We start from the raw sequence: 17351 nt of genomic DNA on the forward strand, positions 1-17351 counted from the left end.
TATGTTTAACCAATCGTATCTAAATGTGTATTTTATTTGTGGGACCTCCGATGTTCCGAGTCATCGAACTATTCATGAAGTATTAGAAGCAGCATTAAAGGCAGGGATTACACTTTTCCAATTTCGAGAAAAGGGTGAATCAGCTTTAAAAGGAAACGATAAACTTGTATTAGCTAAAGAATTACAGCATCTCTGTCATCAATATGATGTGCCTTTTATCGTTAATGATGATGTATCCTTGGCAAAAGAAATTAACGCGGATGGTATACATGTCGGTCAAGATGATGCGAAAGTCAAAGAGATAGCACAATATTTCACTGATAAAATTATTGGACTTAGTATTAGTGATTTAGATGAGTATGCAAAATCTGATTTAACTCATGTTGATTATATAGGTGTTGGACCAATCTATCCTACGCCGTCGAAGCATGACGCACATATACCAGTAGGTCCAAAAATGATTGCAACGTTTAAAGAAATGAATCCGCAACTACCGATTGTAGCTATTGGCGGTATCAATACTAATAATGTGGCGCCAATTGTAGAAGCAGGTGCCAATGGAATTTCAGTCATTTCAGCCATTTCTAAAAGTGAAAATATTGAAAAGACTGTTAATCGATTCAAAGATTTTTTTAATAATTAGTTAAATTTTTCCACTTATTGTTTCATACGTACTCATTAATGTGATAGAATAAATCCTATGTGAATATAATGATAGAGGTGGAAAAATGAAGAAAAAAGCGTTACTACCATTATTTTTAGGTATTATGGTCTTTTTGGCTGGTTGTGACTATTCTAAACCTGAAAAACGTAGTGGGTTTTTCTACAATACATTCGTAGATCCAATGAAAAATGTATTGGATTGGTTGGGAAATAACTTATTAAACGACAATTATGGTTTAGCTATTATTATCCTTGTATTGGTAATTCGTATTATTTTATTACCATTCATGTTGTCAAACTATAAAAATAGTCATATGATGCGTCAAAAAATGAAAGTTGCAAAGCCAGAAGTTGAAAAAATTCAAGAAAAAGTGAAACGTGCGCGTACACAAGAAGAAAAAATGGCTGCAAACCAAGAATTAATGCAAGTATATAAAAAGTATGACATGAACCCGATTAAGAGTATGTTGGGTTGTTTACCAATGCTAATCCAATTGCCAATCATCATGGGATTATACTTTGTACTTAAAGACCAACTTGTAGATGGTTTGTTTAAATATCCACACTTCTTATGGTTCGATTTAGGACGTCCTGATATTTGGATTACAATTATTGCCGGTGTTTTATACTTTATCCAAGCATATGTATCAAGTAAAACGATGCCAGACGAACAACGTCAAATGGGTTACATGATGATGGTCATTTCACCAATTATGATTATCTGGATTTCATTAAGCTCAGCATCAGCACTTGGTTTGTACTGGTCAGTCAGTGCGGCGTTCCTTGTAGTTCAAACACACTTTGCGAACATTTATTATGAAAAAGTCGCTAAAAAAGAAGTACAACCTTTCATTGAAGCGTATGAAAGAGAGCACAACGGCGGCAACAATAAAAAAGGCAAAAACACACAAGTAGTGTCTAAAAAGAAAAAGAAATAACCTTAGCAAGTCCAAATAATGTGCACCCTAAAAGTTGAAGATAATTTTAACTTTATAGGGCGCACATTATTTTTCGCTTCAATAGCGAAACTTAGTGTCACATTATACAATATGTGATAAATAGAATCAGCAGTAAGATGATTTCAAATGTGAAAGTCATCCTACTGCTGTTTTTATTTGAAATAATATTAACGAGATTTCAGCATGTAAAAAGTGGTTAACAACAGAGTTGCCATTCTTCATTGCAATGTCATCTTGACACAATGATTCATCAGTGTAGCAGTATATGTCGCAAATTTCCACAGCAATTCACTAATACATGTAACAGTGTGAAATAATAACGTCACAACGGCATAATACACATTGCAACGTCCCAACAACATATCATAGAATCGTAACGGCATGGCATCAACACCAAACCTGGCTATAACACCATAACAGCGCAACGCCACATCATAGCACTACATCAAGACGCATCGTGGCACCAGCACATCAAAGTAACATGGCATCAACACCAAACCTGTCTATAACACCATAACAGCGCAATGCCACATCATAGCACTACATCAAGACGCATCGTGGTACCAGCACATCAAAGTAGCATGGCATCAACACCAAGCTCCCACAACAACACATCAAAGTAACGGCATGACACCAAGCTTCCACAACAACACGCCATTACATCGCATCATCATACTACAACTTCAATGTCTAGTCGTGATAATTCCATTCCGTAAAAAACTGTTTCAAGTACATCATCATAAAGTCGTGACGTTCTTTAGCAATCATCTTCGCCGTATCTGTATGCATTAAAGATTCTAACTTAAGTAATTTTTCAAAGAAATGCTTAATTGCAGATGGTGGCAACTGTTCAACTAAATCATCATTAATCTTATCTAGTGACATATGTTCTGTCCACATTGGTTCACCAAAGTGTCCTGCAAATTGAAATGTTCGTGCAACACCTATAGCGCCTATAGCATCAAGACGATCTGCATCCCTGACAATTTGACCTTCTAAAGATAAAGTGACATGATCATTTTTGCCATTGCGATAGCTCATATTATTAATAATAAATAAAATGTGCTCTTGATCTTCGGTTGATAGTGATAAAGAAGATAAAAATGACTTCAATTCAACATATTGTTTGTTAGCATCTACAACTTTTTCGTCAACGGTATCATGAAGCAAACATGCGAGTTCAATGACTAAAGTATCATTAACACCTTCATTTTCAGCGATTGATTTAGCTAAAGCAGTGACACGATATACATGCGCAATATCATGGCCTGTATAATCATTTTGATGAATAGATTCCATATATTTTTTGGCAGCACTAATGACGTCTGATTGTTGCATTAAAGTTACACTCCTCATATTTCTATTTTATAAGATAGGTGACAATAATTGTGAAATACCTTCTTTAAATTTAATCCAAAGACTTCGCTTAGCATAACGTGCTTTTGTTAATTCAGAAGATACTGCTAAATCATCTATAAAAGCTTGTTTTAATTTTTTGGCAATTTGTTGGTCATAAATAAAAGCGTTGACTTCGAAATTCAATGTGAAACTGCGATGGTCCATATTAGCTGTTCCCACACTTGCAATTTCATCATCTATAACAAGTGTTTTTGAGTGTAAAAAGCCATTGTCGTAGTGAAATACTTTAACACCGGCATCTAATAAGGATGCTGCATTTTTTAAAGTAGCCCAAAAAACAAACGGATGGTCAGGTTTATTAGGAATCATGATATTGACATCAACACCACCTAATGCCGCAATTTTAATAGAATCTAAAAAGGCTTGATCAGGTATGAAATAGGGAGATTGAATATAAATCGATTTTTTAGCAGATGAAATCATTTTCAAATAACCGTATTTAATCTGTTCCCATTCTTCGTCAGGACCACTAGAAGCTATTTGAACGCCAATTGTTCCACCAGAATTTACATCTGGGAAATAACGATCATCATAGGAGATGTGGTCACGTGTGGCTTGTGAATTCCAATCTAGAATAAATCGTAATTGCAATGCATTCACTGCATCCCCGACAATTCGTAAATGCGTATCTCGCCAATAGCCGAATTTTTTTGATTTACCTAAGTACTCATCACCAACATTAAAACCACCAACATATCCAATTTGCCCATCTATTACAACAATTTTTCGATGGTTTCGATTGTTCATACGCAAGTTAATTAAAGGTAATTTTGATGGGAAAAATGCTTCAGCATGTCCGCCTTTATTGCGAAACGGGCGTAAGCCTTTTTTACGCAGTCCACGAGAACCCATGTCATCATAAAGAATTTTAACTTCTACACCTTGTTCCGCTTTTTTACCAAGTTCATTTAAAATGGTACGACCTAATTCATCATTTTGAATAATATAGTACTGAAAATGAATATAATCAGTAGCATTACGGATGTCTTGTATTAAGTCATCAAATTTTTCTTGGCCGTCTGTGTATATTTTTAAATCGTTGTCTGTTGTTAAAAATGCTGCGTTATTATATAACAACATTTGAATCATTTCTTTAAATTTTACAATTTGATAATTGGAATTTGAAAAGTTTTCATTTTTTAAAGCAGCTAATTGCTCATCAACGATTAACTCTAATCCTTTTTTATCTTCCTTATCAATTTTGAAAATTTGGTCACGTTGAATTTGTCGTCCTAATAGTAAGTATAAAATGAAGCCGAATAAAGGCAAGAAAACTAAGACTAGTAACCAAGCCCAGATAGAATTGGCAGAACGTCTTTCCATGAAAATAATGGTAAAGGCGAATAATAAGTTTAAAATAAATGCACCAATAAATATTGAATTTAAAATAATATTAGAATGTTTGAGTGCAATGGATAATAACTCTATCATTTGAAACCTCCCATCGAAAATCTTAAACGAGTAGTATATCTTATTAATTGTATCATGAAGCAATTTAAATATCATGACAATTTAGTTTGAAAAACACACTTTGTGTTGACGTTGTGTTTTATGGGATATAGTATAGTAAAGAATGTAAATGAAGGAGTGAATGCTATGACTGAACAAGATAATGCACATCATTCTGAACAAATAAAAACGAATCTTAAATCACGTTTAAATCGAATTGAAGGACAAGTGAGAGCGATTAATCGCATGATTGAAGAAGATGTCTATTGTGATGATGTCCTTACGCAAATAAGAGCGACACGTTCGGCGTTAAACAGTGTTGCGATAAAGTTATTAGAACAACATATGAAAAGTTGTATTATGAATAAAGTTAATCAAGGTGCTCAGGAAGAGGCAATGGAAGAGTTATTAGTGACTTTTCAAAAATTGATTAAAGACTAAAGGAGTTTAAGATGATACATCAAAATACGATTTACACAGCGGGAATTGAAACAGAAGAACAAGTAAGTCAATTGACAGAACGCATTTCAAATATGATAGGTGTTCATCAAGTGAATATTAATATAATAGATGGTCAAGTAACTGTATCGTATGAGACACCAGCAAATTTGAATAGTATTGAAAAAGAAATCTATGATGAAGGATACAAAATTGTATTTTAGGGTATAATGTAGAGTGCGCTATAGATTTTAATTTTGAAAATAAATTAAAAATTTTGTAAATGATGTAGTAAAGGTATGTCGAATAGGGTAAGATAATATTGAAAGCGATCCAAACGAGGTGATAATAATGAAACGTCCTGAAAAGATTCAAAATGTAGTCAAACTATTGTCATCATTAGGTGTGAATATTAAAAAAACTAAATCTCGTTTAGACATTATTAATACTTTGCCAGCATCTAATAAAGTAAGTCACGAATTAAAATAATTGACTGTGATTGTGAATCACACACCGTTAAAGCTATCGTCGGACTATTCGATGATAGCTTTTTTGACTGGATTTACTAAAATGAAAGCAAGTACTATATAACAAAATCCCTCTTTAGAGTGTACATTTTACAATGTGTACTTCAAAGAGGGATTGTTATTATCGAGTAATATCTATATATGACATTTTAAATCGACGACGTAAATAGACTATATAACGTCATCTTGAAAAGTTATGATATTTGAAACTCAAAATAGTTTAAATTAATTACTTTTTGGATGGTATAAATCGACATATCGTTTTGGTTCATGATAATAAATTGATAAGACTATACCTATTCCAGTCATCATACTCCATAGTGCACTACCACCATAACTAATAAATGGTAATGGAATACCAGTGATTGGTAACAACTGAATTGTCATACCAATATTTTGTAAAATATGGAACACAAGTAAAGTGACGAAACCAACGATAAAGATTTTGTTAAATTGATCTTCAATTTTCGCAGCTAATCTTATTAGATGGAAGATTAAAAATAAAAATATTAAGATCAATATGACAGAACCGATAAAGCCAAGTTCCTCCCCAATCACTGAAAAGATAAAGTCAGTATGATTTTCAGGTATATAAACTTCACCGTGATTGTATCCTTTACCTAGTAACTGTCCAGAACCGATAGCTTTAAGTGATTCAGTTAAATGATAGCCATCACCACTACTATATGTATAGGGGTCAAGCCATGAATTGATTCGTCCCATTTGATACAGTTGGACACCTAATAAATTTTCAATTAATGCGGGTGCATATAGAATACCTAAAATGACTGTCATTGCACCAACAATACCTGTAATAAAGATAGGTGCTAAGATACGCCATGTTATACCACTTACTAACATCACACCTGCAATAATAGCAGCTAATACTAATGTAGTTCCTAGGTCATTTTGCAGTAATATTAAAATACTTGGTACTAACGAGACACCAATAATTTTGAAAAATAATAACAAATCACTTTGGAATGATTTATTGAATGTGAATTGATTATGTCTAGAAACGACACGCGCTAATGCTAAAATTAAAATAATTTTCATGAATTCAGATGGCTGAATACTGATAGGGCCAAACGTGTACCAACTTTTGGCACCATTGATAATAGGTGTAATAGGTGACTCAGGAATAACGAGCAAGCCTATTAATAATAGACAGATTAAGAAATACAATAAATATGTATAATGTTTAATCTTTTTAGGTGAAATAAACATGATGATACCTGCAAAAATTGCACCTAAAATGTAATAAAAAATTTGTCTGATACCGAAATTAGCACTGTATTGACCACCGCCCATTGCCGAGTTAATAAGCAGAACACTGAAAATTGCTAAAACAGCTATAGTGGCTACTAATACCCAGTCTACTTTGCGAAGCCAATGCTTATCCGGCTGTTGACGAGATGAATAATTCATTGCAAACTCCTTTTATACTCACTAATGTTTATATCAATTTTACATGACTTTTTAAAAATTAGCTAGAATATCACAGTGATATCAGCTATAGATTTCAATTTGAATTAGGAATAAAATAGAAGGGAATATTGTTCTGATTATAAATGAATCAACATAGATACAGACACATAAGTCCTCGTTTTTAAAATGCAAAATAGCATTAAAATGTGATACTATTAAGATTCAAAGATGCGAATAAATCAATTAACAATAGGACTAAATCAATATTAATTTATATTAAGGTAGCAAACCCTGATATATCATTGGAGGAAAACGAAATGACAAAAGAAAATATTTGTATCGTTTTTGGAGGGAAAAGTGCAGAACACGAAGTATCGATTCTGACAGCACAAAATGTATTAAATGCAATAGATAAAGACAAATATCATGTTGATATCATTTATATTACCAATGATGGTGATTGGAGAAAGCAAAATAATATTACAGCTGAAATTAAATCTACTGATGAGCTTCATTTAGAAAATGGAGAGGCGCTTGAGATTTCACAGCTATTGAAAGAAAGTAGTTCAGGACAACCATACGATGCAGTATTCCCATTATTACATGGTCCTAATGGTGAAGATGGCACGATTCAAGGGCTTTTTGAAGTTTTGGATGTACCATATGTAGGAAATGGTGTATTGTCAGCTGCAAGTTCTATGGACAAACTTGTAATGAAACAATTATTTGAACATCGAGGGTTACCACAGTTACCTTATATTAGTTTCTTACGTTCTGAATATGAAAAATATGAACATAACATTTTAAAATTAGTGAATGATAAATTAAATTACCCAGTCTTTGTTAAACCTGCTAACTTAGGATCAAGTGTAGGTATAAGTAAATGTAATAATGAAGCGGAACTTAAAGAAGGTATTAAAGAAGCATTCCAATTTGACCGTAAGCTTGTTATTGAGCAAGGCGTTAACGCACGTGAAATTGAAGTAGCAGTTTTAGGAAATGACTATCCTGAAGCGACATGGCCAGGTGAAGTCGTAAAAGATGTCGCGTTTTACGATTACAAATCAAAATATAAAGATGGTAAGGTTCAATTACAAATTCCAGCTGACTTAGACGAAGATGTTCAATTAACGCTTAGAAATATGGCATTAGAGGCATTCAAAGCGACAGATTGTTCTGGTTTAGTCCGTGCTGATTTCTTTGTAACAGAAGACAACCAAATATATATTAATGAAACAAATGCAATGCCTGGATTTACGGCTTTCAGTATGTATCCAAAGTTATGGGAAAATATGGGCTTATCTTATCCAGAATTGATTACAAAACTTATCGAGCTTGCTAAAGAACGTCACCAGGATAAACAGAAAAATAAATACAAAATTGACTAACTGAGGTTGTTATTATGATTAATGTTACATTAAAGCAAATTCAATCATGGATTCCTTGTGAAATTGAAGATCAATTTTTAAATCAAGAGATAAATGGAGTCACAATTGATTCACGAGCAATTTCTAAAAATATGTTATTTATACCATTTAAAGGTGAAAATGTTGACGGTCATCGCTTTGTCTCTAAAGCATTACAAGATGGTGCTGGGGCTGCTTTTTATCAAAGAGGAACACCTATAGATGAAAATGTAAGCGGGCCTATTATATGGGTTGAAGACACATTAACGGCATTACAACAATTGGCACAAGCTTACTTGAGACATGTAAACCCTAAAGTAATTGCCGTCACAGGGTCTAATGGTAAAACAACGACTAAAGATATGATTGAAAGTGTATTGCATACCGAATTTAAAGTTAAGAAAACGCAAGGTAATTACAATAATGAAATTGGTTTACCTTTAACTATTTTGGAATTAGATAATGATACTGAAATATCAATATTGGAGATGGGGATGTCAGGTTTCCATGAAATTGAATTTCTGTCAAACCTCGCTCAACCAGATATTGCAGTTATAACTAATATTGGTGAGTCACATATGCAAGATTTAGGTTCGCGCGAGGGGATTGCTAAAGCTAAATCTGAAATTACAATAGGTCTAAAAGATAATGGTACGTTTATATATGATGGCGATGAACCATTATTGAAACCACATGTTAAAGAAGTTGAAAATGCAAAATGTATTAGTATTGGTGTTGCTACTGATAATGCATTAGTTTGTTCTGTTGATGATAGAGATACTACAGGTATTTCATTTACGATTAATAATAAAGAACATTACGATCTGCCAATATTAGGAAAGCATAATATGAAAAATGCGACGATTGCCATTGCGGTTGGTCATGAATTAGGTTTGACATATAACACAATCTATCAAAATTTAAAAAATGTCAGCTTAACTGGTATGCGTATGGAGCAACATACATTAGAAAATGATATTACTGTGATAAATGATGCCTATAATGCAAGTCCTACAAGTATGAGAGCAGCTATTGATACACTGGGTACTTTGACAGGGCGTCGCATTCTAATTTTAGGAGATGTTTTAGAATTAGGTGAAAATAGCAAAGAAATGCATATCGGTGTAGGTAATTATTTAGAAGAAAAGCATATAGATGTGTTGTATACGTTTGGTAATGAAGCGAAGTATATTTATGATTCGGGCCAGCAACATGTCGAAAAAGCACAACACTTCAATTCTAAAGACGATATGATAGAAGTTTTAACAAGCGATTTAAAAGCGCATGACCGTGTATTAGTTAAAGGATCACGTGGTATGAAGTTAGAAGAAGTTGTAAATGCTTTAATTTCATAGAGATTAGTCGAGCGACCTTTTACTTATAAAAATGATTTGAATTAATACTAAAAGATTACAAAGAAGAGGTGGTTTTGTGTGTAAATACAAAATTGCCTTTTTCTTTTTATGTTAAATCTATAAATTTGAAACTAAATCAAGGTTAATTCTATGTACACACTTTATATAGGAAGTAGTTTGAATGTTTATATAATATTTTACAAAAAGATGTAGTATTATAATGTCTAATTTCACATGTGTTTCAGTAAAATTTGTTGTGGAATGTTAACGATATACGTATTTTATAAAAAATTTTTTATAATGATTATTCGAATGATGCGTAACGCTTACATCTTATCTAATGCTAGCTTTTTGACAAAAATATGACAATCAATTAATGTGATTCTAATAAATATTCGCAAATTGCTTTATTGCGATTAAATTTTTTTGGTGGTACTATATAGAAGTTGATGAAATATTAATGAACTTATATGCAAAAGTATATTGAGAAATAAACAGGTAAAAAGGAGAATTATTTTGCAAAATTTTAAAGAACTAGGGATTTCGGATAATACGGTTCAGTCACTTGAATCAATGGGATTTAAAGAGCCGACACCTATCCAAAAAGACAGTATCCCTTATGCGTTACAAGGAATTGATATCCTTGGGCAAGCTCAAACCGGTACAGGTAAAACAGGAGCATTCGGTATTCCTTTAATTGAGAAAGTAGTAGGGAAACAAGGGGTTCAATCGTTGATTTTAGCACCTACAAGAGAATTGGCAATGCAGGTAGCTGAACAATTAAGAGAATTTAGCCGTGGACAAGGTGTCCAAGTTGTTACTGTATTCGGTGGTATGCCTATCGAACGCCAAATTAAAGCCTTGAAAAAAGGCCCACAAATCGTAGTCGGAACACCTGGGCGTGTTATCGACCATTTAAATCGTCGCACATTAAAAACTGACGGAATTCATACTTTGATTTTAGATGAAGCTGATGAAATGATGAATATGGGATTCATCGATGATATGAGATTTATTATGGATAAAATTCCAGCAGTACAACGTCAAACAATGTTGTTCTCAGCTACAATGCCTAAAGCAATCCAAGCTTTAGTACAACAATTTATGAAATCACCAAAAATCATTAAGACAATGAATAATGAAATGTCTGATCCACAAATCGAAGAATTCTATACAATTGTTAAAGAATTAGAGAAATTTGATACATTTACAAATTTCCTAGATGTTCATCAACCTGAATTAGCAATCGTATTCGGACGTACAAAACGTCGTGTTGATGAATTAACAAGTGCTTTGATTTCTAAAGGATATAAAGCTGAAGGTTTACATGGTGATATTACACAAGCGAAACGTTTAGAAGTATTAAAGAAATTTAAAAATGACCAAATTAATATTTTAGTCGCTACTGATGTAGCAGCAAGAGGACTAGATATTTCTGGTGTGAGTCATGTTTATAACTTTGATATACCTCAAGATACTGAAAGCTATACTCACCGTATTGGTCGTACGGGTCGTGCTGGTAAAGAAGGTATCGCTGTAACGTTTGTTAATCCAATCGAAATGGATTATATCAGACAAATTGAAGATGCAAATGGTAGAAAAATGAGTGCACTTCGTCCACCTCATCGTAAAGAAGTACTTCAAGCACGTGAAGATGACATCAAAGAAAAAGTTGATAACTGGATGTCTAAAGAGTCAGAATCACGCTTGAAACGTATTTCTACAGAGTTGTTAAATGAATATAACGATGTTGATTTAGTTGCTGCACTTTTACAAGAGTTAGTAGAAGCGAACGATGAAGTTGAAGTTCAATTAACTTTTGAAAAACCATTATCTCGCAAAGGCCGTAATGGTAAACCAAGCGGTTCTCGTAACAGAAATAGTAAGCGTGGTAATCCTAAATTTGACAGTAAGAGTAAACGTTCAAAAGGATACTCAAGTAAAAAGAAAAGTACAAAAAAATTCGACCGTAAAGAGAAGAGCAGCGGTGGAAGCAGACCTATGAAAGGTCGCACATTTGCTGACCATCAAAAATAATTTATAGATTAAGAGCTTAAAGATGTAATGTCTTGAGCTCTTTTTTGTTTTCAATAATTGATTCTCTGTAGATATCAAAGTACTAACGTTTTAAAGGTTAAATATTTAATTGGATTGAGATCTGTATGCGGTTATATCATTCTGTGTAAATATGGTTCTCCACCAAATGTAGTGAGTATATAATTTAAAGAACTATTTTTAAATTAAGAATAATCGAACATAAATAAACTTTATGAAATTTCAGTATCATGTTCTTGTAAAAAAATAATAGGGCTTTTTGCTGACGCTAGTGCGCGATAAATAATAAGTTGAATATAAAAAAGATCACTGCCAATCATTCGTTTAATGGCAGCGATCTTTTTTATTTAATTATTTCTCTTTCCACTGCAACATTTGATAACCAATGCGTGGATGTGTTTTAATAATATCTTTTGCGTCCTCATGACATTGTGAAAGTTTTTGTCTTAATGATGTCATATGCACTCTTAAACTAGGCATTTCAGTCTTATTAACATAGCCATATATTCGTTTTAATATCATCTCATAAGTGAGTACTTTTCCTTTATGATTTGACAATAGTTCTAACAAGCTAAATTCATTTGGAGTCAAATGTACCTCCTGATTATTAATAACAACAGATTTGGAGCCAAAGTCGATGCTTAGCAAACCGTTAGTAAATACAATGTTAGTTTCTTGATGTGACTTAGCGATTCTCTCGATGACTCGTATTCGTGCCCGAAGCTCATCAACATTAAAAGGTTTAGTCATATAGTCATTCGCACCGTTATCTAAAGCTTGAATAATTGTTTGTTCTTCTTGTCTTGCACTTATTACAATGATAGGAATGTCAGTATGTTGCCTGATTTCTGAAATCAAACATAATCCATCTTTATCTGGTAAACCTAAATCTAATAAAATGACATCTGGTTTATCAATTTGAATTTTAAAGTGTGCTTGTGTGGCATTGTCGGCTGTAGTTACATTGTAATAATCTAAAGTTAATGCAACATCAAGTAAATGTGTGATTGCGTGATCATCTTCAATTATCAATATTTTAGATTGCATTATATGTCTCCTTCATTAAAGTCTGTATCTATATTGAAATAGAATATACTGCCGTGTGGTTGGTTCGGTTTATATTGTAAGTTTGATTGATGTTTGTGTAGGATAGTCTGTACTAAATATAAGCCTAGTCCCATGCTTTCTTTTTGGTTATCTTTAAAATATTTATTTGATCCTGTGTAAAAAGGCTCGAATATCTTTTGTTGTTCTTCTAAACTAATTCCAGGTCCTTCGTCTATAACGGCAAATTCGATTTGTTCATCGCTAGCATAACGAATAGATAAATTGATTTTGGTGTCAGTAGAAGTGTGTTTAACTGCATTTTCAATCAAATTGAATAAAGCTTGTAAAATCAACTTACTGTCAATGTGTATAAACTGTAAATCTACTGAGGATGATACAGTTATACGCTTTTTTAAATGGCGACGTTCTAAAATCATATCGATTTCTTCTACTAATTCACTAACAAGATAAGGTTGCAATTTTATTTGAACATTTGATGACTGTAATTTTGTTAATGATAAAATATTTGTCACTAATAGATATAAATACTGACTTTCTTGAAAACTATGCACAAGTAATTGTTCCTTTTCTATGATAGACATATCTTTACTATGTGATACTAAAATATCTAAATTTCCCATAATTGTTGTTAACGGTGTACGTATGTCATGCGAAATTGATCTTAAAAAATTTGAATGTGTCAGTTGACGTTCAGCCTGTAACATGGATTCTCTCGTTTGTTTAAGTAACGTCACATTTTCAACGGCGAGAGAAAGTTCATTTAACATTGATTCTAATATTGATGCATCATATGGATTAATCACTTGAGAACTTTGGTAATCAATGGATAGAATGCCTTTAATCGGAGATGTGCCAATTGGTATCAACCATTTATTAATGCCTGGAAATGTATCTGTTGTTGCACCAGCTTGTCTTTCATTTTTAATTACCCAGCTTAATGCTTGTTCATGCTGTTGAGTCGTATTATCGATATGGTTTTGCAATGGTATTGTTTTAATTACTTTCGATTGATTGATAACGTATATAGTAATTGATTGTTGCAATAATTGATTAATTTGGTATCCAGCATTTATTAGTAAGTTTTCAACTGTATAAGTTTGTTTAATCGAATCATTAAATTGAAATAATAAATCTGTACGATAAAGTTGCTTTTTAGTAATGGAGTATTGGAATTTAATTTGTTTTAATAAAGCACTCGTTAAAATACTTGTTAAAATGCTAACGATAAATGTAATAGGATAGTCAAAGCGATATACTTCAAATGTATATCTAGGTTCCGTAAAAAAATAATTAAAAACAAATACGTTAATAATTGCTGCTAAAAAGCCAATGATGAAGGATCGCGTCCAAATGGATAACAAAATGATGCCGATGAGAAAAATCATTAAAATAATCGTACTAGACTCATGCTTATCAAGTTGATAAATCCACAGTCCCATCATTACACAAATTATTTGAATCAAAATCATTTTTAACATATCTATGGCGAAACGTTTGCCTTTAGGACGATAGGGTGATTTGTTCATTTTCAATTCAACAGGTATTTGTTTGATTGGAACGATTTCGACTTTATAGCTATGTTCAAAGGACATTAAATGGTCAATTAAAGGTGTATTGAAAAAGTCTCGCCACTTATTTCTAATATGTTGTCCGATAATTAATTTGGTTACATCTTGATTTTTACACCATTCGTCTAATCCTAATGCAACGGTTTGGCTATAAACTACTTTTACTTTTGCTCCTAATGATTTTGCAAGCATGAGATGTTGATGCACTTGCTTTTGACTATCTTTATATTGCCTGTTTTTTTCGAATACATCTATATAAATAGCAGTGAATTTCGCATGTTCTTTTTGAGCAATATGGAATGCCTCTTTAATTACTGCTTCATTATAAATGCTCCCACTAATTGCCACAGCAATATGAGGTTTGAGTGACGTTTTATGATTGTGTCGGACTTTTTCTTTATCACTCATCAAGTCGGCAACTGTTCTTAACGTCAATGTACGCAGTTCGCTTAGGTGGGCATACGTAAAGAAATTACTAAATGCTACATCTAGCCTATCCTTTTTATATACCTTGCCAGCTTTTAAGCGTTTAATTAATTGTTCAGGTGAGATATCTACGACTTCTAATACATCGGCGCTCATTATGAAATAGTCGGGTACACGTTCTTTAACATGTACACCGGTCATCAGTTCAATTTGACTACTTAAACTTTCAATATGTTGAATGTTCAAAGTGGTATGAACATCGATACCATGATTTAAAATTTCTTCAATATCCATATATCGTTTCTCATGACGATCTCTAGAAATATTCGTATGTGCTAACTCATCGATAAGTACTATTGTCGGCGATTCTTCGATTATGCGGTCGACATCTAAATATTGAAAATGATGACTACCATGTTTAGTAAAATTGGTTGTGATTTTAGGTAATTGTTCAGCTAATGCATTTGTTTCATCACGCTGATGCGGTTCAATATATCCTATTTTAATATCAACGTTACTTTGAAATAGTTCAATGGCATTTGAAAGCATCTCAAATGTTTTACCAACACCTGGACTGTAACCGATGTAAATTGTTAAAAATCCACGCTTTTTTCCTATGTTTAGCGATTCAGTGTTTGACATAACCTTCACCTCGATAGCAATATCATAATATTCTTCACAATTAAATGCTATAAAATTTATTTCTGCATACACATCTTAATGATTTCTTAATAACTAAGTTTGAAAATTAATATTTCTCTCATAAACAAGTTGTTACGATGTTGTTGTGTTGTAAGGAGGTTATGGCAATGCTCATCGTTTTATTACTGGTAGTTATTGCATTAGTTTTGTATTTATTTTATGCCTTAATTCGTAGTGAAAAATTTTAGAAATATATTAAGTGAGGGTTATCATGGAAATAATTTTGTTTCTAACAATGATGGTTATGATTACGTATGTTTTTAGTGGATATCTATATCGCGTAGCATTGGTGCAATCGTCAAGAGTAGATTTAATATTTACTAGATTTGAAAATATGTGTTTTAAAATTATCGGCACAGATTTAGAACACATGTCAGCTAAAACATATGTCAAACATTTTCTGGCATTTAATGGATTTATGGGGTTTATAACATTTGTATTGCTAATAGTTCAGCAATGGCTTTTTTTAAATCCAAATCATAATTTAAACCAATCGATAGATTTAGCGTTTAATACAGCAATATCTTTTTTAACAAATAGTAATTTACAACACTATAACGGTGAATCAGATGTGACATATTTAACGCAAATGATTGTAATGACATATTTAATGTTTACATCTAGTGCATCAGGTTACGCCGTTTGTATAGCGATGTTGAGACGTTTAACTGGATTAACTAATATCATTGGTAATTTTTATCAAGATATTGTTCGGTTTATTGTCCGAGTACTTTTACCATTATCATGTTTAATTAGTATTTTATTGATGACTCAAGGTGTACCACAAACGTTGCATGCTAATTTAATGATTCGGACTTTAAGCGGACATATTCAACATATTGCATTTGGACCTATTGCATCACTTGAATCAATAAAACATCTTGGTACGAATGGTGGAGGATTTTTAGCAGGAAATTCTGCAACACCTTTTGAAAATCCAAATATTTGGAGCAATTTTATAGAAATGGGCAGTATGATGTTACTTCCTATGTCAATGTTGTTCTTATTTGGTCGCATGTTAAGTAGACATGGTAAACGAGTACATCGTCATGCGTTGATATTATTTGTCGCAATGTTTTTCATTTTTATAGCAATTCTTACATTAACTATGTGGAGTGAGTATCGTGGTAATCCAATACTAGCGAATTTAGGCATTTATGGACCGAATATGGAAGGTAAAGAGGTACGGTTTGGAGCAGGTTTGTCAGCACTATTTACAGTTATTACGACGGCATTTACAACGGGTTCTGTTAATAACATGCATGATAGCTTAACGCCTATAGGTGGATTAGGACCAATGGTATTAATGATGCTAAATGTTGTATTTGGTGGCGAAGGCGTAGGACTCATGAATTTATTGATATTTGTCTTACTGACGGTGTTTATATGCAGTTTGATGGTTGGTAAAACACCAGAATATTTAAATATGCCAATTGGCGCCCGTGAAATGAAATGTATTGTCTTAGTCTTTCTCATACACCCAATTTTAATTTTAGTATTTTCAGCACTTGCTTTTATGATTCCTGGAGCAAGTGAAAGTATAACGAATCCGTCTTTTCATGGTATTTCACAAGTTATGTATGAAATGACATCAGCTGCTGCGAACAATGGATCAGGGTTTGAAGGACTGAAAGATGATACAACATTCTGGAATATCTCTACAGGAATCATTATGTTGCTTTCTCGTTATATACCAATTATTTTGCAATTAATGATTGCATCAAGTTTAGTGAATAAAAAATCATACCATCAAGATAAATATACAATAGCGATTGATAAACCTTATTTTGGCGTATCACTAATCGTATTTATCGTTTTACTAAGTGGTTTGACATTTATTCCAGTACTATTACTTGGTCCTATTGGTGAATTTTTAACTTTAAAATAA

The 17351-nt window shown here is 32.6% G+C and carries 15 protein-coding genes; 10 read left to right on the forward strand and 5 right to left on the reverse strand.

Annotated elements, in window-relative coordinates; genetic code table 11:
- The first annotated feature begins 1 nt into the window (after position 1).
- Together thiE and yidC are read left to right on the forward strand one after the other, a co-directional pair.
- Positions 2-643 (forward strand): thiamine phosphate synthase, encoded by a 642-nt coding sequence (thiE, locus tag HMPREF3247_RS06190; protein WP_000483156.1) that lies wholly within the window; start codon positions 2-4, stop codon positions 641-643.
- An 85-nt stretch (positions 644-728) separates the two neighbouring features.
- Entirely contained in the window at positions 729-1601 is an 873-nt protein-coding gene (gene yidC, locus HMPREF3247_RS06195; RefSeq protein ID WP_000725800.1) for a membrane protein insertase YidC, read from the forward strand.
- Positions 1602-2312: 711 nt separating this feature from the next.
- Here the strand turns inward: yidC and HMPREF3247_RS06205 are convergent.
- Positions 2313-2960 carry an HD domain-containing protein gene (locus HMPREF3247_RS06205; protein WP_001187630.1) on the reverse strand — a complete coding sequence of 216 codons (648 nt, stop codon included), beginning with the start codon at positions 2958-2960 and terminating at the stop codon, positions 2313-2315.
- Between the two features lie 27 nt (positions 2961-2987).
- On the reverse strand, positions 2988-4472 hold the full coding sequence (cls, locus tag HMPREF3247_RS06210) for a cardiolipin synthase (protein WP_000571549.1): 1485 nt from the start codon (positions 4470-4472) through the stop codon (positions 2988-2990).
- A 165-nt stretch (positions 4473-4637) separates the two neighbouring features.
- On the opposite strand from cls, the gene csoR reads away from it, so the two are divergent.
- From csoR to HMPREF3247_RS06225, 3 genes are all read left to right on the forward strand, one after another.
- Positions 4638-4931, forward strand: coding sequence for a copper-sensing transcriptional repressor CsoR (gene csoR / locus HMPREF3247_RS06215; RefSeq protein WP_000138932.1), 294 nt, complete (start codon positions 4638-4640; stop codon positions 4929-4931).
- 11 nt (positions 4932-4942) lie between these two features.
- Positions 4943-5152 (forward strand): putative copper chaperone CsoZ, encoded by a 210-nt coding sequence (locus HMPREF3247_RS06220; protein WP_000581792.1) that lies wholly within the window; start codon positions 4943-4945, stop codon positions 5150-5152.
- Between the two features lie 127 nt (positions 5153-5279).
- Entirely contained in the window at positions 5280-5417 is a 138-nt protein-coding gene (locus HMPREF3247_RS06225; protein ID WP_000828354.1) for an Lmo0850 family protein, read from the forward strand.
- 263 nt (positions 5418-5680) lie between these two features.
- Here HMPREF3247_RS06225 and HMPREF3247_RS06230 read toward each other — a convergent pair whose 3' ends face one another.
- A complete protein-coding gene (locus HMPREF3247_RS06230; protein ID WP_001109939.1) occupies positions 5681-6883 on the reverse strand; it encodes an FtsW/RodA/SpoVE family cell cycle protein in 1203 nt (400 codons plus the stop codon).
- A 317-nt stretch (positions 6884-7200) separates the two neighbouring features.
- On the opposite strand from HMPREF3247_RS06230, the gene HMPREF3247_RS06235 reads away from it, so the two are divergent.
- The 3 genes from HMPREF3247_RS06235 (at position 7201) to HMPREF3247_RS06245 (ending at position 11681) form a co-directional block, all read left to right on the forward strand.
- A complete protein-coding gene (locus HMPREF3247_RS06235; protein WP_000159631.1) occupies positions 7201-8271 on the forward strand; it encodes a D-alanine--D-alanine ligase in 1071 nt (356 codons plus the stop codon).
- Between the two features lie 14 nt (positions 8272-8285).
- A complete protein-coding gene (murF, locus tag HMPREF3247_RS06240; RefSeq protein ID WP_000611464.1) occupies positions 8286-9644 on the forward strand; it encodes a UDP-N-acetylmuramoyl-tripeptide--D-alanyl-D-alanine ligase in 1359 nt (452 codons plus the stop codon).
- Positions 9645-10160: 516 nt separating this feature from the next.
- The gene (locus HMPREF3247_RS06245; protein WP_001178938.1) at positions 10161-11681 is read left to right on the forward strand and encodes a degradosome RNA helicase CshA; all 1521 of its coding nucleotides are present in this window, start codon (positions 10161-10163) and stop codon (positions 11679-11681) included.
- A 369-nt stretch (positions 11682-12050) separates the two neighbouring features.
- On the opposite strand, the gene HMPREF3247_RS06250 is transcribed toward HMPREF3247_RS06245, so the two are convergent.
- Both HMPREF3247_RS06250 and HMPREF3247_RS06255 read right to left on the reverse strand, forming a co-directional pair.
- Positions 12051-12746: a response regulator transcription factor gene (locus tag HMPREF3247_RS06250; protein ID WP_001190841.1), complete on the reverse strand. Its 696-nt coding sequence runs from the start codon at positions 12744-12746 to the stop codon at positions 12051-12053.
- The gene (locus HMPREF3247_RS06255; RefSeq protein WP_064130050.1) at positions 12746-15403 is read right to left on the reverse strand and encodes a sensor histidine kinase; all 2658 of its coding nucleotides are present in this window, start codon (positions 15401-15403) and stop codon (positions 12746-12748) included. Before HMPREF3247_RS06255 ends, HMPREF3247_RS06250 begins: the two co-directional genes overlap by 1 nt.
- A 137-nt stretch (positions 15404-15540) precedes the next feature.
- Here HMPREF3247_RS06255 and kdpF point away from each other — a divergent pair, with 137 nt between their 5' ends.
- Together kdpF and kdpA are read left to right on the forward strand one after the other, a co-directional pair.
- Positions 15541-15651 carry a K(+)-transporting ATPase subunit F gene (gene kdpF / locus HMPREF3247_RS06260; RefSeq protein WP_001789641.1) on the forward strand — a complete coding sequence of 37 codons (111 nt, stop codon included), beginning with the start codon at positions 15541-15543 and terminating at the stop codon, positions 15649-15651.
- A gap of 23 nt (positions 15652-15674) precedes the next feature.
- The gene (gene kdpA, locus HMPREF3247_RS06265; protein ID WP_000402656.1) at positions 15675-17351 is read left to right on the forward strand and encodes a potassium-transporting ATPase subunit KdpA; all 1677 of its coding nucleotides are present in this window, start codon (positions 15675-15677) and stop codon (positions 17349-17351) included.

The sequence above is a fragment of the Staphylococcus sp. HMSC36A10 genome (assembly GCF_001838845.1).
GTDB classification, from domain to species: Bacteria; Bacillota; Bacilli; order Staphylococcales; family Staphylococcaceae; genus Staphylococcus; species Staphylococcus aureus.